At 72.4% G+C, this 14,917-nt stretch carries 18 protein-coding genes and 1 pseudogene; 13 read left to right on the top strand and 6 right to left on the bottom strand.

Going from position 1 to position 14,917, the window contains the following annotated elements:
• Positions 1–150 precede the first annotated feature (150 nt).
• Both ACWDZ4_RS33370 and mca read right to left on the bottom strand, forming a co-directional pair.
• A complete protein-coding gene (locus tag ACWDZ4_RS33370; protein ID WP_451512139.1) occupies positions 151–456 on the bottom strand; it encodes a hypothetical protein in 306 nt (101 codons plus the stop codon).
• A complete protein-coding gene (gene mca, locus ACWDZ4_RS33365) occupies positions 449–1,330 on the bottom strand; it encodes a mycothiol conjugate amidase Mca (protein ID WP_451512138.1) in 882 nt (293 codons plus the stop codon). Before mca ends, ACWDZ4_RS33370 begins: the two co-directional genes overlap by 8 nt.
• Positions 1,331–1,427: 97 nt before the next feature.
• On the opposite strand from mca, the gene ACWDZ4_RS33360 reads away from it, so the two are divergent.
• The 3 genes from ACWDZ4_RS33360 (at position 1,428) to ACWDZ4_RS33350 (ending at position 2,927) form a co-directional block, all read left to right on the top strand.
• A complete protein-coding gene (locus ACWDZ4_RS33360; RefSeq protein WP_451512137.1) occupies positions 1,428–1,871 on the top strand; it encodes a DUF4307 domain-containing protein in 444 nt (147 codons plus the stop codon).
• 146 nt (positions 1,872–2,017) lie between these two features.
• Positions 2,018–2,515, top strand: coding sequence for a transcription elongation factor GreA (gene greA, locus ACWDZ4_RS33355; RefSeq protein WP_451512136.1), 498 nt, complete (start codon positions 2,018–2,020; stop codon positions 2,513–2,515).
• A 67-nt stretch (positions 2,516–2,582) separates the two neighbouring features.
• The gene (locus ACWDZ4_RS33350) at positions 2,583–2,927 is read left to right on the top strand and encodes a 4a-hydroxytetrahydrobiopterin dehydratase (RefSeq protein ID WP_451512135.1); all 345 of its coding nucleotides are present in this window, start codon (positions 2,583–2,585) and stop codon (positions 2,925–2,927) included.
• 68 nt (positions 2,928–2,995) lie between these two features.
• On the opposite strand, the gene ACWDZ4_RS33345 is transcribed toward ACWDZ4_RS33350, so the two are convergent.
• The 3 genes from ACWDZ4_RS33345 to ilvA form a co-directional block, all read right to left on the bottom strand.
• Positions 2,996–3,853, bottom strand: a complete 858-nt coding sequence (locus ACWDZ4_RS33345) for an ABC transporter permease (RefSeq protein WP_451512134.1) — start codon at positions 3,851–3,853, stop codon at positions 2,996–2,998.
• Positions 3,850–4,821 carry an ATP-binding cassette domain-containing protein gene (locus tag ACWDZ4_RS33340; protein ID WP_451512133.1) on the bottom strand — a complete coding sequence of 324 codons (972 nt, stop codon included), beginning with the start codon at positions 4,819–4,821 and terminating at the stop codon, positions 3,850–3,852. The genes ACWDZ4_RS33345 and ACWDZ4_RS33340 overlap by 4 nt, the downstream gene beginning before the upstream one ends.
• Before the next feature lie 144 nt (positions 4,822–4,965).
• Positions 4,966–6,195 (bottom strand): threonine ammonia-lyase, encoded by a 1,230-nt coding sequence (gene ilvA / locus ACWDZ4_RS33335; protein WP_451512132.1) that lies wholly within the window; start codon positions 6,193–6,195, stop codon positions 4,966–4,968.
• A gap of 146 nt (positions 6,196–6,341) precedes the next feature.
• Here ilvA and ACWDZ4_RS33330 point away from each other — a divergent pair.
• The 3 genes and pseudogenes from ACWDZ4_RS33330 to ACWDZ4_RS33320 all read left to right on the top strand — a co-directional run.
• Positions 6,342–6,827: pseudogene (locus tag ACWDZ4_RS33330) on the top strand (MarR family winged helix-turn-helix transcriptional regulator); the annotation flags it as partial.
• Positions 6,828–6,991: 164 nt separating this feature from the next.
• On the top strand, positions 6,992–7,468 hold the full coding sequence (locus tag ACWDZ4_RS33325; RefSeq protein WP_451512131.1) for a sigma factor-like helix-turn-helix DNA-binding protein: 477 nt from the start codon (positions 6,992–6,994) through the stop codon (positions 7,466–7,468).
• A complete protein-coding gene (locus ACWDZ4_RS33320; RefSeq protein WP_451512130.1) occupies positions 7,465–7,716 on the top strand; it encodes a hypothetical protein in 252 nt (83 codons plus the stop codon). Before ACWDZ4_RS33325 ends, ACWDZ4_RS33320 begins: the two co-directional genes overlap by 4 nt.
• Before the next feature lie 14 nt (positions 7,717–7,730).
• Here ACWDZ4_RS33320 and ACWDZ4_RS33315 read toward each other — a convergent pair whose 3' ends face one another.
• Positions 7,731–8,876, bottom strand: a complete 1,146-nt coding sequence (locus ACWDZ4_RS33315; RefSeq protein ID WP_451512129.1) for a cystathionine gamma-synthase — start codon at positions 8,874–8,876, stop codon at positions 7,731–7,733.
• A gap of 132 nt (positions 8,877–9,008) precedes the next feature.
• Here ACWDZ4_RS33315 and ACWDZ4_RS33310 point away from each other — a divergent pair, with 132 nt between their 5' ends.
• The 7 genes from ACWDZ4_RS33310 to ACWDZ4_RS33280 all read left to right on the top strand — a co-directional run bounded on the left by ACWDZ4_RS33310 (position 9,009) and on the right by ACWDZ4_RS33280 (position 14,911).
• Entirely contained in the window at positions 9,009–10,115 is a 1,107-nt protein-coding gene (locus ACWDZ4_RS33310; protein ID WP_451512128.1) for a hypothetical protein, read from the top strand.
• A gap of 137 nt (positions 10,116–10,252) precedes the next feature.
• The gene (locus ACWDZ4_RS33305) at positions 10,253–11,875 is read left to right on the top strand and encodes a M48 family metallopeptidase (RefSeq protein ID WP_451512127.1); all 1,623 of its coding nucleotides are present in this window, start codon (positions 10,253–10,255) and stop codon (positions 11,873–11,875) included.
• Positions 11,872–12,993 carry a hypothetical protein gene (locus tag ACWDZ4_RS33300; RefSeq protein ID WP_451512126.1) on the top strand — a complete coding sequence of 374 codons (1,122 nt, stop codon included), beginning with the start codon at positions 11,872–11,874 and terminating at the stop codon, positions 12,991–12,993. Before ACWDZ4_RS33305 ends, ACWDZ4_RS33300 begins: the two co-directional genes overlap by 4 nt.
• A 71-nt stretch (positions 12,994–13,064) precedes the next feature.
• Complete coding sequence (gene msrA, locus ACWDZ4_RS33295) at positions 13,065–13,727, top strand: peptide-methionine (S)-S-oxide reductase MsrA (protein ID WP_451512125.1); 663 nt, start codon at positions 13,065–13,067, stop codon at positions 13,725–13,727.
• A gap of 144 nt (positions 13,728–13,871) precedes the next feature.
• The gene (locus tag ACWDZ4_RS33290; protein WP_451512124.1) at positions 13,872–14,462 is read left to right on the top strand and encodes a GNAT family N-acetyltransferase; all 591 of its coding nucleotides are present in this window, start codon (positions 13,872–13,874) and stop codon (positions 14,460–14,462) included.
• A 60-nt stretch (positions 14,463–14,522) separates the two neighbouring features.
• Entirely contained in the window at positions 14,523–14,765 is a 243-nt protein-coding gene (locus tag ACWDZ4_RS33285) for a hypothetical protein (RefSeq protein WP_451512123.1), read from the top strand.
• Positions 14,762–14,911 (top strand): hypothetical protein, encoded by a 150-nt coding sequence (locus ACWDZ4_RS33280; protein ID WP_451512122.1) that lies wholly within the window; start codon positions 14,762–14,764, stop codon positions 14,909–14,911. The genes ACWDZ4_RS33285 and ACWDZ4_RS33280 overlap by 4 nt, the downstream gene beginning before the upstream one ends.
• Positions 14,912–14,917 lie beyond the last annotated feature (6 nt).

Here is a 14,917-nt window from a genome sequence, read left to right as displayed (position 1 = left end):
GGCTCCTCGGGGTGCGCGCGCAGTTCCACGCCGTCGTAACCGGTCTCGGCCGCCAGCCGTACGACCTCGCTCATCGAGGACGGGCTGGGAAATCCAGCCCGTCCGGCGCTTGAGGACACACCCGGAGGGCGTCCGGGGTCCGGCCCCGCCCTACGCGTCCTTGGGCCGGCCCCCCGCGGGACCGTCCTCCGAGGCCGGGGCCGAAGCCGGGGCGGAGCCGGAAGCGGAAGCCGGGGCGGCGGCCTTCTCCCGCTCCGCCGCCGGGTCCGGCGCCTCCTCGAAGTCGACCCTGCCCATGTGGCGGTTCATCGACTTCATCAGCATCCACACGCCGACGGCCAGCGCCGCGAACACCAGGAACCCCAGAACGCCCGGGGTCACCTTGTTCTTGTCGAACTTGTCCGCGGCGAGCGGCACGAACTGCGTCATTGCCAGGGTTACGTTCACGTCAGACATTGTCGCGGATGCCCGCAAACAGGTCGCTCTCGGGGAGGGACGTATCGACGAGCGACGTGGCCAGCTCGTACTCCTCCGTCGGCCAGACCTCCCGCTGGACGTCCATCGGGACACGGAACCAGCCGCCGTCGGGGTCGATCTGCGTGGCGTGCGCGATCAGTGCCTTGTCGCGGATCTCGAAGAACTCCGCGCACGGAACGTACGTGGTCAGCGTGCGCTCGGCGCGCTGGAACTCCTTCCAGCGCTCCAGCCACTCGCCGTACGGCGACTCCATGCCGCGCGCGATCAGCGCCTCGTGGAGCGCGACGGTGCGCGGCCGGTTGAAGCCCTGGTTGTAGTAGAGCTTCTGCGGCTGGTAGGCCGGGCCGAACTCCGCCTCCGGGAACTTCTCGGTGTCCGCAGCCCCCTCGAACGCCACCATCGTGATCTTGTGGGTCATGATGTGGTCGGGGTGCGGGTAGCCGCCGTTCTCGTCGTACGTCGTGATGACCTGCGGACGGAACGAGCGGATCGACCTCACCAGCCGGCCCGCCGCCGCGTCGACGTCCTCCAGCGCGAAGCAGCCCTGCGGCAGCGGCGGCAGCGGGTCGCCCTCCGGGAGGCCGGAGTCGACGAAGCCCAGCCACTCCTGGCGGACGCCGAGGATCTCACGGGCCTCGTCCATCTCCTTCCTGCGGACCTCGTGGATGTTCTCCTCGATGTACCTGTCGCCCTGGAGCTTCGGATTCAGGATGGAGCCGCGCTCGCCTCCCGTGCAGGTCACGACCAGCACGTCCACCCCCTCGGACACATACTTGGCCATGGTCGCCGCACCCTTGCTCGACTCGTCGTCGGGGTGGGCGTGAACGGCCATCAGTCGCAGCTGCTCAGTCAAGACTCGATCCTCAGTGATTCGGCGCAATAAGCGGCTTCTATAGTGACCGAATCGAGGGGCGGAAAATTCCGGAGTCCCCGACCCAGGAGGAACGATCATGACCACGGTGCGCGACGGCCAGGTCAGCGGTTCCGCCGCCCGGCTTCCCGAAGGCCGTTACGGCCGCTCGGCGGACGCGCGCGCGGACCGCAAGCTCAAGATCGTGGGCGCCGTGCTGGGCGCCGCGCTCGTGGCGATGGTCGGCTGGTTCGGTTACGACTACGTCGCGGGCCAGAAGATCAGCGCCGAGTTGATCAAGTTCGACACCGTCTCGGACTCCGAGGTCAAGGTCCATCTCGAAGTGCGCAAGAAGGCGGACGCGGCCGGCACCTGCACGCTGCGCTCCCTCGCGGAGGACGGCACCGAAGTGGGCCGCAGGGACGTCCGTATCGACGCGTCGGGCGCCGGGCGCACCGACGAGATCTACACGGTGCGTACGACGTCCAGGGCGACGAGCACCGAACTGACAGGCTGCTCCGCGGACGGCGGTTCCGCGGGCTGACCTGCCCTGACGCCCGTCCGGCCGTTTTCCTCCTCCCCCTTTTCCGCCTGAATTGTTAGGCTCGTGGTTTCGCCCGCCCCTGGAGGCACATCCTTCTGGGGAGGGCGATGCTTGCTTTGTATTCCCAGTACCGACGAGGAGCACCTGTGACCCAGACCAGCGAGAGCGTCACCTGGCTGACCCAGGAGGCGTACGACCAGCTCAAGGCCGAGCTGGAGTACCTGTCGGGTCCCGCACGCACGGAGATCGCCGGCAAGATCGCGGCTGCCCGCGAAGAGGGGGACCTGCGGGAGAACGGCGGGTACCACGCGGCCAAGGAGGAGCAAGGCAAGCAAGAGCTCCGTGTGCGCCAGCTGACCCAGCTCCTGGAGAACGCGAAGGTCGGTGAGGCCCCCACGACCAGCGGCGTCGTGGCCCCCGGCATGGTCGTCAAGATCGCCTTCGACGGCGACGAGGACGACACGATGACGTTCCTGCTCGCGTCCCGCGAGTACGCGAGCTCCGACGTCGAGACCTACTCGCCGCAGTCCCCCCTGGGCACCGGCGTGATGGGCAAGAAGGTCGGCGAGGACGCGCAGTACGAGATGCCGAACGGCAAGAAGGCTTCGGTGAAGATCCTCGAAGCCACGCCGTACCAGGGCTGAGCCGCCCGGCGGAACCGGTCGGCTCGCCCGGCCGAGTACGAGGAGGCCCCCACCCGCCAGCAGGCGGGTGGGGGCCTCCTCGTATCGCGTCCCCTACGCCCCGGCCACCCCGCAGCTGCCCGGCTGGAAGCAGGTCGGCAATGAGACCACCCGCACCTGTGACATTCGGTATCGCACCGGCGTCGCTGTGATCGTGCACGTGGCGGTCCGGGAACGCCGGATTCGGCATCACGCGGACATCGGCCTGCGGATCGACCGCCTACGGTTCGGCATCACCACGCATGACGCGGGCCACCAGCTGACCGCAGCCGACTTCGATCCGGCCGCCCGCATCGACGCGGCCGCCCGCATCGACGCGGCCGCCCGCATCGACGCGATCGTGGCAGCTCATCAGTCGATCCCGCTCGACTGATCCCGTACGCACGGGAAAGCCCCGCCATTTCCGGCCGGGGCTTTTCGCGTGCGTACGACCGCCGGTTGTCAGACCGCCGCCGAGCGGTACTTGCGTACCGCCAGCGTCCTGAACACCACGATGATCAGGACCGACCAGAGCAGCGAGGCCCAGACCGGGTGCTGCATGGGCCAGGCGTCGGACTGGACGACGCCCGGGTTGCCGAAGAGCTCACGGGCCGCCTGCACGGTGGCGCTGAAGGGGTTCCACTCGGCGATCGGGCGGATCCAGGAGGCCATCATCGTCGGGTCCACGAACGCGTTCGAGACGAACGTGACGGGGAAGAGCCAGATCAGGCCGCCCGAGGTGGCCGCTTCCGGGGTACGGACCGAGAGGCCGATCAGTGCGCCGATCCAGGAGAACGCGTACCCCAGGAACAGCAGCAGGGCGAACGCGCCGAGCGCCTTGAAGACGCCCTCGTGGATGCGCCAGCCCACCAGCAGGCCGACGACGGCGAGGACCACGACCGTCAGCGCCGTCTGCACGAGGTCGGCGAGGGTGCGGCCGGTGAGGACCGCGCCGCGCGCCATGGGCAGCGAGCGGAAGCGGTCGACGAGGCCCTTGTGCATGTCGTCGGCGATGCCCGCGCCCGCGCCGGCCGTGGCGAAGGTGACGGTCTGGGCGAAGATGCCCGCCATCAGGAATTCGCGGTACGTGGCGGGGTCGAGGCTGCCGCCGACGCTCAGGGAGCCGCCGAAGACGTAGCTGAAGAGGACCACGAACATCACGGGCTGGATCAGCCCGAAGATGATCATCTCGGGGATGCGTGCCATGCGGATCAGATTCCGCTTGGCGATGACCAGCGAGTCGGTGACCGACTGGGAGAGGCCGCCGCGCGGCTGCGGGGCACGGGTGGAGCCGGGTGCGGTGTCCGTCACGGTGCTCATTCGGCGGCCTCCGTTTCTTCCTCCGCGACCTCGGCCGCGTGGCCGGTCAGGGAGATGAACACGTCGTCGAGGGTGGGCCTGCGCAGCCCGATGTCGTCGATCTCGACCCCGCGGACGTCCAGTTCGCGGATGACCTCGGCGAGCAGCTTGGCGCCACCAGTGACGGGGACGGTGATCCTGCGGGTGTGGGGCTCGGTCTTGCTCGCCCCCTTGCCGAAGGTCCGCAGTACCTCGTCGGCGGTGGTGAGGTACTCGGGGTCGTGCACGACGACCTCGATGCGCTCGCCGCCGGTCCGGGCCTTGAGCTGGTCGGAGGTGCCGCGCGCGATGACCCGGCCGCGGTCGATGACGCAGATGTCGTGGGCCAGGTGGTCGGCCTCCTCCAGGTACTGGGTGGTGAGCAGCAGGGTGGTACCGCCCGCGACCAGTTCCTGGATGACCTCCCACAGCTGCTGGCGGTTGCGCGGGTCGAGTCCGGTGGTCGGCTCGTCCATGAACATCACGGGCGGGGAGACGACCAGCGCGGCCGCGAGGTCGAGGCGGCGGCGCATGCCGCCGGAGTAGGTCCTGGCCGTACGGTCGGCGGCGTCGGCGAGGTGGAAGCGCTCCAGCAGCTCGGCCGCGCGTACCTTCGACGCCTTCGCGGACATCTGGTAGAGCCTGCCGACCATCTGGAGGTTCTCGCGACCGGTGAGGTACTCGTCGACGGCGGCGAACTGGCCGGACAGTCCTATGGAGCGGCGCACTTCGTTGGGGTGCTTGAGGACGTCGATGCCCGCGACGACCGCTGTGCCGCTGTCGGGCCGCAGGAGGGTGGTCAGGACGCGCACGGCGGTGGTCTTGCCGGCGCCGTTGGGGCCGAGCAGGCCCAGGACCGTGCCTTCCGGCACGTCGAGGTCGACACCGTCGAGGGCCTTCACGTCGCCGAAGGTCTTCACCAGACCTTCGGCGTAGATGGCGCCTGGCATAAGGGGTCCCCCATGGTTTCAGGTGATTTCCTACGCGAATCCTAGGTTTGTCGCACTTTTCCTGCGCGACGAAACAGTGACGCACAGCACACCGTAACGCGATACATCGCGTTGGGGGAGGGTTCTGCGCAACCCTTGCGCCTCTTACGGCAGGACCGTGTACCCCGCCTCCCGCAGCACCGCCCTGATCTCCGAGCAGTGCTCGGGCCCCTTGGTCTCCAGGTGCAGCTCCACCTCGGCCTCCGTGAGCCCGAGCCGCGGATCGGTCCGTACATGACCCACGTCCAGGACGTTGACGTCCACCACCGACAGCGCTCCCAGGAGCATGGCCAGGGCCCCCGGCCGGTCCGTCAGACGCAGCCGCAGCGACAGGTACCGGCCCGCCGCCGCCATGCCGTGGCGCAGGATGCGCTGCATCAGCAGCGGGTCGACGTTGCCTCCCGACAGCACCGCGACCACCGGCCCCTCGAACGACTCCGGCTTGCTCAGCAGCGCCGCGACCGGGCTCGCCCCGGCCGGCTCGACGACCATCTTGGCCCGCTCCAGGCACAGCAGCAGCGCACTGGACAGCTCGTCCTCGGAGACCGTGACGACCCCGTCCAGCAACTGGCTGATCACCGCGAACGGCACGTCGCCGGGCCGCCCCACCTTGATCCCGTCCGCCATCGTCTGCGCCGTCTCCACCGACACCGGCCGCCCGGCCGCCAGCGACGGCGGATAGCACGCCGCGTTCTGCGCCTGTACGCCGATGATCCGCACGTCCGGGCGCAGCGCCTTGACCGCGATCGCGATGCCCGCGGCCAGCCCGCCGCCGCCCACGCCGACGACGATCGTCCGCACCTCGGGGCACTGCTCCAGGATCTCCAGGCCGAGCGTGCCCTGCCCGGCGACGACGTCGGGGTGGTCGAAGGGGTGGATGAACACCGCGCCCGTCTCGTCGGCGTAGTCCTGCGCGGCGGCCAGCGTCTCGTCGACCACCTGGCCGTGCAGCCGCACGTCGGCGCCGTAGTCGCGGGTCGCCGCGACCTTCGGCAGGGGTGCCCCGACCGGCATGAAGACCGTGGACCGTACGCCGAGGAGGGACGAGGCGAGGGCGACGCCCTGCGCGTGGTTGCCCGCGCTGGCGGCGACCACTCCCGCCGCGCGCTGCTCCGGGGACAGCCCGGCGATCCGTACGTACGCGCCGCGCAGCTTGAACGAACCGGTCCGCTGGAGGTTCTCGCACTTCAGGTGGACCGGGGAGCCGACCAGGTGCGACAGGTACCGGCTGCCCTCCATCGCCGTGGCCCGCGCCACGCCGGAGAGCATCTTCTGCGCCCCGCGGATGTCGTCGAGGAGGAGGGTGCGCAAGGGGTCGGGCGTGCTGAAGCTCATGACGGCAAGTCTGGCAGCTCACCCGTCACGGGACGGTCCGGGCCCGGGCCCCGCCACCGTTTCCCGCAGCGCCGGTACGCGTCCGCTGCCACCCGCGTACTCTGTCCCCCACCACACCGACCGCCGCACGAAGAGAGCCCCCAGCCATGCCCACTTCCCAGGACATGACGACTGATCCGGACACCGGCCTCCTCGATGCCCTCCAGCACCAGGTGGCCGTCTTCGCCCGCCGCGCCGAGCAGACCAGGCTCGGCGGAGTGGGCCAGGTCCGCAACTCCATGGACCGCGCGGCCTACCTGCTGCTCAACCGGCTCGACCAGGAAGGCCCGATGGGCGTCAAGGCACTGGCCGCGGGCATGGGGATCGACTCCTCGACCGTGACCAGGCAGGTCGCGCCGCTCGTCGACACGGGCCTGGTCAAGCGCACGTCGCACCCGGAGGACGGTCGCGCGGTCGTGCTCCAGCTGTCCCCGCGCGGCCAGGCGCGGCTCGACGAGGTGCGGTCGTCGCGGCGTGAACTGATGGCGCAGGTGACCGAGGGATGGACCCAGGAGGAACGTGACTCCTTCTGCACGCTCCTCACGCGCTTCAACTCCGCGCTGTCCGCGCGCCAGAGCGCGGCGGGGGCGGAAGCCGGCCCCGGGAGCAGCGCCGAGGCCGTATCCGGGACCGAGGCCGTGACCGTGACCGTGACCGGGGCCGGGCCCGAAACCGGATTCGAGGCCGGGCCCGCAGCCGGATCCGAGGTGCCTCCGACCTCTTGACCCGGGGCCTTCTCCTGCCCTGGTATGAGGGCGTGCGAGAGCGGCAGGCGGTACGGCATCGCCGCAGGACCCGGGAGTTCGAGGTGTTCGTCGCGGGCGCGGCAGGACGGCTGCTGCATGCCGCGACGCTGCTGACGGCCGAGCCCCGGGACGACAACCCGCGGGCCCGGCGGCTGCTGACGGCCGCGCTCTCCCGTACGTACGCGGACTGGGAACGGCTGCGCGGCGAGGACCCGTACGAGCACACCCGCCAGGAGCTCGCGGCCCGTTTCGCGCGCACCGCGTGGCACCGCCGCGGGCCCCGCACCGGGGGCGGGGTCCTGGCGCGGCTGACCCCGCAGGAGCGGCTGGTCCTGGTCCTGCGCCTGTACGAGGGCCTCGCCGAGGAGCAGGCCGCGGCGCAGCTCGGACTGCCCGCGCAGCGGATCCGGGCGATCTGCACGCGCGCGGTGGCGGCGATGCGCAGCCGGCCGCCCGCGCCGGCAGCGAAGGCGGCGACGCCCCCGTGAGCTTCCCCGACCGCAAGCAGGACGAGGTCCGGCGGATGCTGGAGGGAGCGCACCCGCCGGTCCCCGCGGACCTCGGCCCGCGCGCCGCCGAACGCGGCGCACGCGTCCTGCGACGGCGGCGGCGCGTGCGGCGGCTGCTGTGGCTGCTGCTCGTGGTGGCGGTGGTGGCGTTCGCGGTGTGGGCGTCGGTGGAGCAGCCGTGGGTGGCGCCGCCCACGGAGGTGGCGCCACCCCTGGAGGGCTTCTAGCCCGCCGAGGCGCCTCAGCCCAGCATCTGCTTCAGGTCGGCCAGCAGGTCGTCGCCCGACTCGATGCCCACCGACAGCCGCACCAGGTCCCCCGGAACCTCCAGCGCGGACCCCGCCGCCGACGCGTGCGTCATCCGGCCCGGGTGCTCGATCAGCGACTCGACGCCGCCCAGCGACTCGCCCAGCGTGAAGAGCTTCGCGCGGTTGCAGACCTCGACCGCCGCCTCCTCGCCGCCGTCGACGCGGAAGGAGACCATCCCTCCGAACGCCTTCATCTGCTTGGCCGCGGTCTCGTGGCCCGGGTGCTCCGGCAGCCCCGGGTACAGGACCTGGCCGACCCGGGGGTGGCGGGTCAGCATGTCCGCGACGCGCGTGGCGTTCTCGCTGTGCCGGTCCATCCGCACCGCCAGCGTCTTGATGCCGCGCAGCACGAGCCACGCGTCGAACGGCCCGGCGACCGCGCCCATCGCGTTCTGGTGGTACGTCAGCTCCTCGCCCAGCGCCGTGTCGCTCACGATCAGCGCGCCGCCGACGACGTCCGAGTGCCCGCCCATGTACTTCGTCGTCGAGTGCACGACGACGTCCGCGCCGAGCGCGAGCGGCTGCTGGAGGTAGGGGCTCGCGAAGGTGTTGTCGACGACCAGGCGCACACCGGCCGCGCGCGCGACGCCCGCGAGCGCCTCGATGTCGCTGATGCCCAGGAGCGGGTTGGAGGGCGTCTCGACCCAGATGACCTTGGTCTTCGGGGTGAGGGCGGCCCGTACCGCCGCGGGGTCGGAGGTGTTCGCGACCGAGAAGGTCACACCCCACCGGGAGACGACCTTGGCGAAGAGCCGGAAGGTGCCGCCGTACGCGTCGTTCGGGATGACCACGTGGTCGCCGGGGCTCAGCAGGGTCCGCAGCAGGCAGTCCTCCGCCGCCAGGCCCGACGCGAAGGCCAGCCCGAGGCTGCCGCCTTCGAGCGCCGCGAGGTTCTCCTCCAGTGCGGTGCGGGTCGGGTTGGCGCTGCGGCTGTACTCGTAGCCGCCGCGCAGTCCGCCCACGCCGTCCTGCTTGTACGTGGACACCTGGTAGATCGGCGGGACGACCGCGCCCGTGAGGGGGTCCGCGGTGTTGCCGGCGTGGATCGCGAGGGTCTCGAAACTGTGCTGGTCACTCATGGAAACGAGGGTAGTTCGTCGGCGCCCGCATCCCGGCTGCATTCGGGCCCCGCCCGGTCCCTTGCCGGTCCCTTGCCGGTCCCCTCCCGCCGGCGGCCTGGAGCGGCCTGGAGCGTCCGCGACAATGGAGCCATGGAGATTCTCTGGTTCCTGATCGCCCTGTGCATGCTGGCGGCGGTCATCGGCCCCGTGGTACTGCGCAGGCGCGGCGGCGGCATCCGCCTCGTCGCGCCCGGCTCCCCCGACGCCGCCGACCCGGCCGACTACGGCTTCGTACGCCAGGAACTGCTCGACGTCCGCATGCCGGGCCCGGACCAGGACCTGGAGGACGTACTCGAAGTGGTGCAGCGCTCCCAGGACTGGCGGGCCGCCGCGCAGCTGCTGGCCGGGACGCCCAGGGAGGGCGAGGTGCGCTGGCAGCGCGTGCAGGCCTTCGCCGGGGCCGCGTCGCTGGAGCTGGCGGGCCGGCCCGGCGAGGGCGGGCGCTGGCTGCGGGCGTGGCGGGCGGAGGCGCCGAAGGACGCGGGCGGCGCGCAGGTGCACGCCGAGTTCCTGGTGCAGCAGGCGTGGCGCACGTCGACGCCGGGCACCGACGACTTCCGGATCATCCTGGAGGAGGCCCGTACGGTGTGCGGCGAGGCGGCGCTGCTGGCGCCGGGCGACCCCGTCCCGTACCTCACCGAGCTCGCCGTCGCGCGCGGACTGGCCTACTCCGAGCCGGAGTTCGACCAGCTGTGGGCGAAGGTCCTGGACCGCGCGCCGGACCACATGGGCGCGCACCTCGCCGCGCTGAGCTACCGCAGCGAGAAGTGGCACGGCTCGCGCGAGGCCGCCGACGCCTTCGCCACCGCGGCCGCCGCCCGCGCCCCGCAGGGGTCGCTGCTCGCGGCGCTGCCCCTGTTCGCGGTGTACGAGCACCTGCCCGAGGTCAATCTCGTGAACGGCTTCTACCAGAGCGCGGTCGTGTCGAGGGCGATGGAGGGCGCGCTCTACGCGGTGCACGCCGCACGGCCCGACGACCCGATGCTGGCGCACGTGCGCCACCTGCTGGTCCTCTTCCTCGTACGCGCCGAACGCTGGTCCGAGGCGATGAACCAGCTGCGGCACGTGGACGGGCACGTCGGCGCCCTGCCCTGGACGCACAGCCCCGACCCGGCGGCGGACTACGCGGTGTACCGGGCGCTGGCGGTCGCCGGGTACGAGGCGAACGGCGGCAGCCCGGCGACGCTGCCCCACTGACGCCCCGCCCTCGCGGGCAGCGCCCCCGCCCTGCCCTGCCGGCATCCGCCTTGCAGGTCAGGGCACCGGCGGGTGATACTCCGCTTCCCCCCACTCTGCTTCGTCATGTCCATTTCCCTTGGGGGGAACTCTGCCCGATGGGCGCATCCCTGCGCGCGCTGCGCGCCCTCGTCCTGCTCTCCGGCTTCTACCTGCTCGGCGTCCTGCTCCTGGCGGTCCTCGCCGGCGTCGACTGCCTGCTGTACCTGTACGCCCCCTCCGCCCTCGCCGCCAAGCTGTACGTCGTCTCGCTGCTGCTGGCGGTCCCGGTCGTCCGCGGCCTGTTCATGCTGCGGACGCCGAAGGACGGCGGCGACGCCGGCCTGGCCGTCACCGAGGCCGACGAACCGCGGCTGTGGCGCACGGTCCACGAGCTCGCCGACCGGGTCGGCACCCGCGCGCCCTCCCGGATCGTGCTCACCGGTGACGTCAACGCCTCCGTCGGCGAGGACGCCCGCCTCCTCGGCCTGCTGCCCGGCCCGCGCCGCCTCCACCTGGGCGTACCGCTGCTGCAGGGCCTGAGCGAGGCCCAGCTGCGCGCCGTACTCGCCCACGAACTGGGCCACTACGCGCACTCCGACACCCGTCTCGCCCCGATCACCGTGCGCGGCCGCGCCCAGATCCTGCGCACCGTCCGCCACTTCGAGGCGCGCGCCGCGAAGACCGCCGGCCGCGAACGGGCCCGCCAGGAGAAGCGGAACGCCAGGGCCGAGGCCAGGGGCCGCGGGACCCGCGAGGTCGACCCGGGCCGTGCCGGCATCACGTACCGCACGATGGCCGGGATCTACACCGCGTACGCGACGTTCTACTTCCGCGCCACGCTCGCCGGCTCCCGCCGCCAGGAGTACGCCGCCGACGCCGCGGCCGCCCGGATCGCCGGCCGCGACGCGACCGCCTCCGCGCTGCGCGAGATCCCGGCCCTGGACGCCGCGTTCGGGTTCTACCGGGAGTGCTACGCCATGCTGGGCACCGGCGCGGGGGTGCTGCCGCCGCGCGGTGAGGTGTTCGGCGGCTTCGGCCGCATGCTGGACGCCCGCGGACTGGAACGGGCCGGGACGCTCCTCGAACCGCCCGCCGAGTCCCTCTCCCCGTACGACTCGCACCCGCCCGTCGCCGAGCGCGTCCGCCGCGTCGAGGCCCTGCCGGCCGACGGGCGGGCCGAGGAGGGCAAGGGCGCCGCCCTGGACCTCCTCACCGAGCCGCGCCGGACCCTGGCCGCACTGGAGGAGGCCGTCCTGTCGGAGGAGGCGCTCGCCCTGCGCCGCGCCGAGGACTGGCAGGAGCTGCTCGACGCCGCCATGGGGGCCGGGCTGGGCTCCCTCGACTCGCCGCTGCACCGGGCGCTGGCCATGTACACCCGGCAGCCGCCGACCCTGCCCGCGCTGCTGAAGGTGATCGACGACGGACAGCTGTGGAAGCTGGCCCGGCGGCTGCCGATGTCCGACGAGGCGGCCGCGGCGAACGGCCGTGTCTTCCGGGAGTTCGCGCGCCCCGCGCTGCGCAGGTCGCTGAGCTCCATGGTGCTGGCGGACCTGAGCGCCCGGTCCCGGCTGCGCTGGGAGTTCTCGTGGTCCGAGGCCGCGACCGTACACCTGCCGGAGGCGGCCGACGGGACGGAGCCCGACCTGGACGCGGCCGTCGACGCGGCGATCGCCGACACCCCCGACACCGCGCCCCTGCGCGCCCTTCTCCTTCACCCACGGACGGCAGAACCCTCGTGACCACCCTGCTCTGGATCATCCTGACGCCCCTCGTCCTCGGCCTCGCCGCGATCGGGCTGTACTTCCTGAAGGCCATCGTCCAGGGGGCCGTCGAGGGCTGGCGTTCGCCCGACTCGGTCCTGTCCTCCTCCGAGGACGGGCAGCCCGACGAGGTGACCGCGCTCGGGTTCCTGCCGCCGGAGCGGCAGAACACCGAACTGTCGTCCCCGGACCCCGCCCCGCTGGCCGCCGCCCTGGCCGCCGCGAAGGCGGGCGACTGGCAGCCGGCCGCCGCCCTGTTCGACGCGACGGCGGCCACCCGGAGCTGGGAGGAGCGCACCCGGCACTGCGAGCGGCTGGCGGACCTGGCCGCCGAGGACGACACCTGGCTGCTGGCCTGGGAGGCCGCGCGCCCCGAGGACCCGGCCGCGGCGCTGCTGCGGGCCCGCTCCACGGTGTTCCTGGCCTGGCGGGTGCGGGGCGGCAAGCGCGCCCAGTACACGACGGACGAGCAGTTCGAGGGCTTCCGCCGCGTCCTGGCCCGGTCCCGCGAGGAACACGCCAGGGCGGCCGCCCTGGCCCCCGAGGGTGATCCGGGCCCATACGTCGGCGAGATCTGGACCGCGATCGGGCTGGGCTACCCGCACGCCGACATGGACCTGTTGTGGAAGGAGATCACCGAGCGCGCCCCGCACCACTACGAGGCCCACTTCTCGGCGCTCCAGTACTGGTGCGGGAAGTGGCGCGGCTCGGAGGAGCTGGCCCGCGCGTTCGCCGCGCGGGCGGCGCGAAACGCTCCGCCGGGCAGTCTGATGACGGCGTTCCCGCTGATCGCGCACTTCGAGCACGACGAGTCGGACTCCACGGACGCCGACCGCACGCCCGAGATGCACGCCCTGGTCGACGCCGCCCTGGCCGACGCGGCCGCGGCCGGCCCGGACCACCCGCGCCTGCCGGAGGTCCGCCACCTGCTGGCGTACTACCTGTCCCTCCAGGACCGCGACGAGGCCGCCGTCGAACAGTTCCGCCTCGTCGACGGCCATGTCGACGCCCTGCCGTGGCGCTACCGGGGCGACCCGGCGGCGTCGTACTGCGAGCTGCGCGACGCGAGCGTGGCCGCCGCGGCGTCGGCCGGCTGACGCGGAATTCCGGGCGGCGCCGGAACGTTGATGCCGGTGCCGCGCCCCGCCCCCGTGAAGGAGACCGAGTCATGCTGTTCGGCCGTACCCCCCAGCTCCCCACCCCCGAGCAGGCCCTGAAGGGCCGCCCGGCCCCCGAGTTCGAGGTCCCCTCCCGCCACACGGTCCTCGGCAACCCGCTCGTGGGCCCGTACCCGGACGGTCTGGAGACCGCAGACTTCGGCATGGGCTGTTTCTGGGGCGCGGAGCGCACGTTCTGGCAGACGGAGGGCGTCTGGACGACGCTCGTCGGCTACCAGGGCGGCTACACCGAGAACCCGGCGTACGAGGAGGCCTGCTCGGGACTGACGGGCCACACGGAGGCGGTGCGCGTCGTCTTCGACCCGTCGGTGGTCTCCTACGAGCAGCTGCTGAAGGTCTTCTGGGAGAACCACGACCCGACCCAGGGCTTCCGCCAGGGCAACGACGTGGGCACGCAGTACCGCTCGGCGATCTACACCCACTCCCCCGCCCAGGCCGCGGCCGCGGAGGCGTCCCGCGAGGCGTACCAGAAGGTCCTCACGTACTCCGGCCACTCCACGATCACCACGGAGATCCTCCCGGCCGACACCCGCCCGTTCTGGCCGGCCGAGCCGTACCACCAGCAGTACCTCGACAAGAACCCGGCGGGTTACTGCGGCATCGGCGGGACGGGCGTCTCCTGCCCGATCGGCGTCGCGAAGGCCGACGGCTGAGCCCCTCCCGCCGGGCGCGACGGCGACGCCGGACGCGCTGCTCGCCGGACGGCTGCTCGCCGGCCGCTTGAGCCCGGCGTCGTTCCCGCTCCGTCCTTCGTTTATTCGCTGGCGGTCGTCGGCGGCAGGCGCGAGCATCGGGTGATGCGTACCTTTCTGGAGACCGAGCGGCTCGTACTGCGGCCGTTCGGCGAGGGTGAGGACAGCGACATCGAACGGCTCGTCGCGCTCGACAGCGACCCCGAAGTCATGCGCTTCGTCAACGGCGGGCGCCCCACCTCCCGCGTACACGTCGTCGAGCGGGTGCTTCCGCGGCTGACGCGCGATTACCCGTGCATCGGGACCCGTGGGTTCTGGGCCGCCGAGGAGAAGGCGACCGGCGCGTTCCTCGGCTGGTTCGAGTTCCGGCCGCTGGCGGAGGACTGCGCCGATGTCGTCGAGCTCGGGTACCGGCTGGGGCGGTCCGCCTGGGGACGCGGTTACGCCACCGAAGGAGCCCGCGCCCTGATCCACAAGGGGTTCACCGAGTTCGGCGTGCAGAGGGTCACCGCGGACACCATGTACGTCAACTCCCGCTCGCGGCGCGTGATGGAGAAGGCGGGGCTCTTCTTCGTACGCCGGTGGTACGGGGAGTGGCCCGACAGCATCGAGGGCTCGGAGCACGGGGAGGTCGAGTACGCCCTGGAGCGGAGCCGGTGGAGTGGTCGTGGCGACGTCGGCCGCCCGGCGGACTGAGGCCGGTATCCTGCCCGTTCGTGCGCTTGTCGTGATCCTGAACAGGGATGATGACGTTCCGTGTACACGCGTCTCATCACCGTCGTCGGCCCGGCGGTTCTCGTCCGGGCCCTCGTCCACATCACCCGCCTGGCCCTCCGCGACCAGCGGGCCAAGCGCTTCGACGCCGCCGCCCACGGCCTCGTCCCCCGCGCGCGGCTCGACCCCCGCCACCCCGGTCCGCCGCGCGACGAACCCGCTCCGCGCCTCGCCGTCGACGCCTCCTGCCCGGGATACGTCACCCGTTCGCCGCCACGCTGGTGAAGACCGGGCGTCGCACCGAGGCCCTGGCCCGGTTCCGGCTGATCGGGGGGTGGTGCGGCGCCGCCCCGTGGACCGGCGCCGACGATCCCGTGCCGGCCTTCGACCACGCCCGCGGCCTCGCCGCGCTGGGGTCCGGACGGCCGTAGCGGGCA

The organism is Streptomyces sp. NPDC003016 (genome assembly GCF_053591455.1).
Note: the sequence above shows the minus strand (reverse complement) of the source record. Positions and strands in the feature narration are given on the sequence as shown.

What these genes read in the sequence shown, in the direction of transcription:
- msrA (WP_451512125.1), top strand. Translation starts at nt 13,065, where the DNA reads ATGCTGTTCGGCCGTACCCCCCAGCTCCCCACCCCCGAGCAGGCCCTG.
- ACWDZ4_RS33290 (WP_451512124.1), top strand. Translation starts at nt 13,872, where the DNA reads ATGCGTACCTTTCTGGAGACCGAGCGGCTCGTACTGCGGCCGTTCGGC.
- ACWDZ4_RS33310 (WP_451512128.1), top strand. Translation starts at nt 9,009, where the DNA reads ATGGAGATTCTCTGGTTCCTGATCGCCCTGTGCATGCTGGCGGCGGTC.
- ACWDZ4_RS33360 (WP_451512137.1), top strand. Translation starts at nt 1,428, where the DNA reads ATGACCACGGTGCGCGACGGCCAGGTCAGCGGTTCCGCCGCCCGGCTT.
- ACWDZ4_RS33340 (WP_451512133.1), bottom strand. Translation starts at nt 4,821, where the DNA reads ATGCCAGGCGCCATCTACGCCGAAGGTCTGGTGAAGACCTTCGGCGAC.
- ACWDZ4_RS33315 (WP_451512129.1), bottom strand. Translation starts at nt 8,876, where the DNA reads ATGAGTGACCAGCACAGTTTCGAGACCCTCGCGATCCACGCCGGCAAC.
- ilvA (WP_451512132.1), bottom strand. Translation starts at nt 6,195, where the DNA reads ATGAGCTTCAGCACGCCCGACCCCTTGCGCACCCTCCTCCTCGACGAC.
- ACWDZ4_RS33345 (WP_451512134.1), bottom strand. Translation starts at nt 3,853, where the DNA reads ATGAGCACCGTGACGGACACCGCACCCGGCTCCACCCGTGCCCCGCAG.
- ACWDZ4_RS33305 (WP_451512127.1), top strand. Translation starts at nt 10,253, where the DNA reads ATGGGCGCATCCCTGCGCGCGCTGCGCGCCCTCGTCCTGCTCTCCGGC.
- ACWDZ4_RS33370 (WP_451512139.1), bottom strand. Translation starts at nt 456, where the DNA reads ATGTCTGACGTGAACGTAACCCTGGCAATGACGCAGTTCGTGCCGCTC.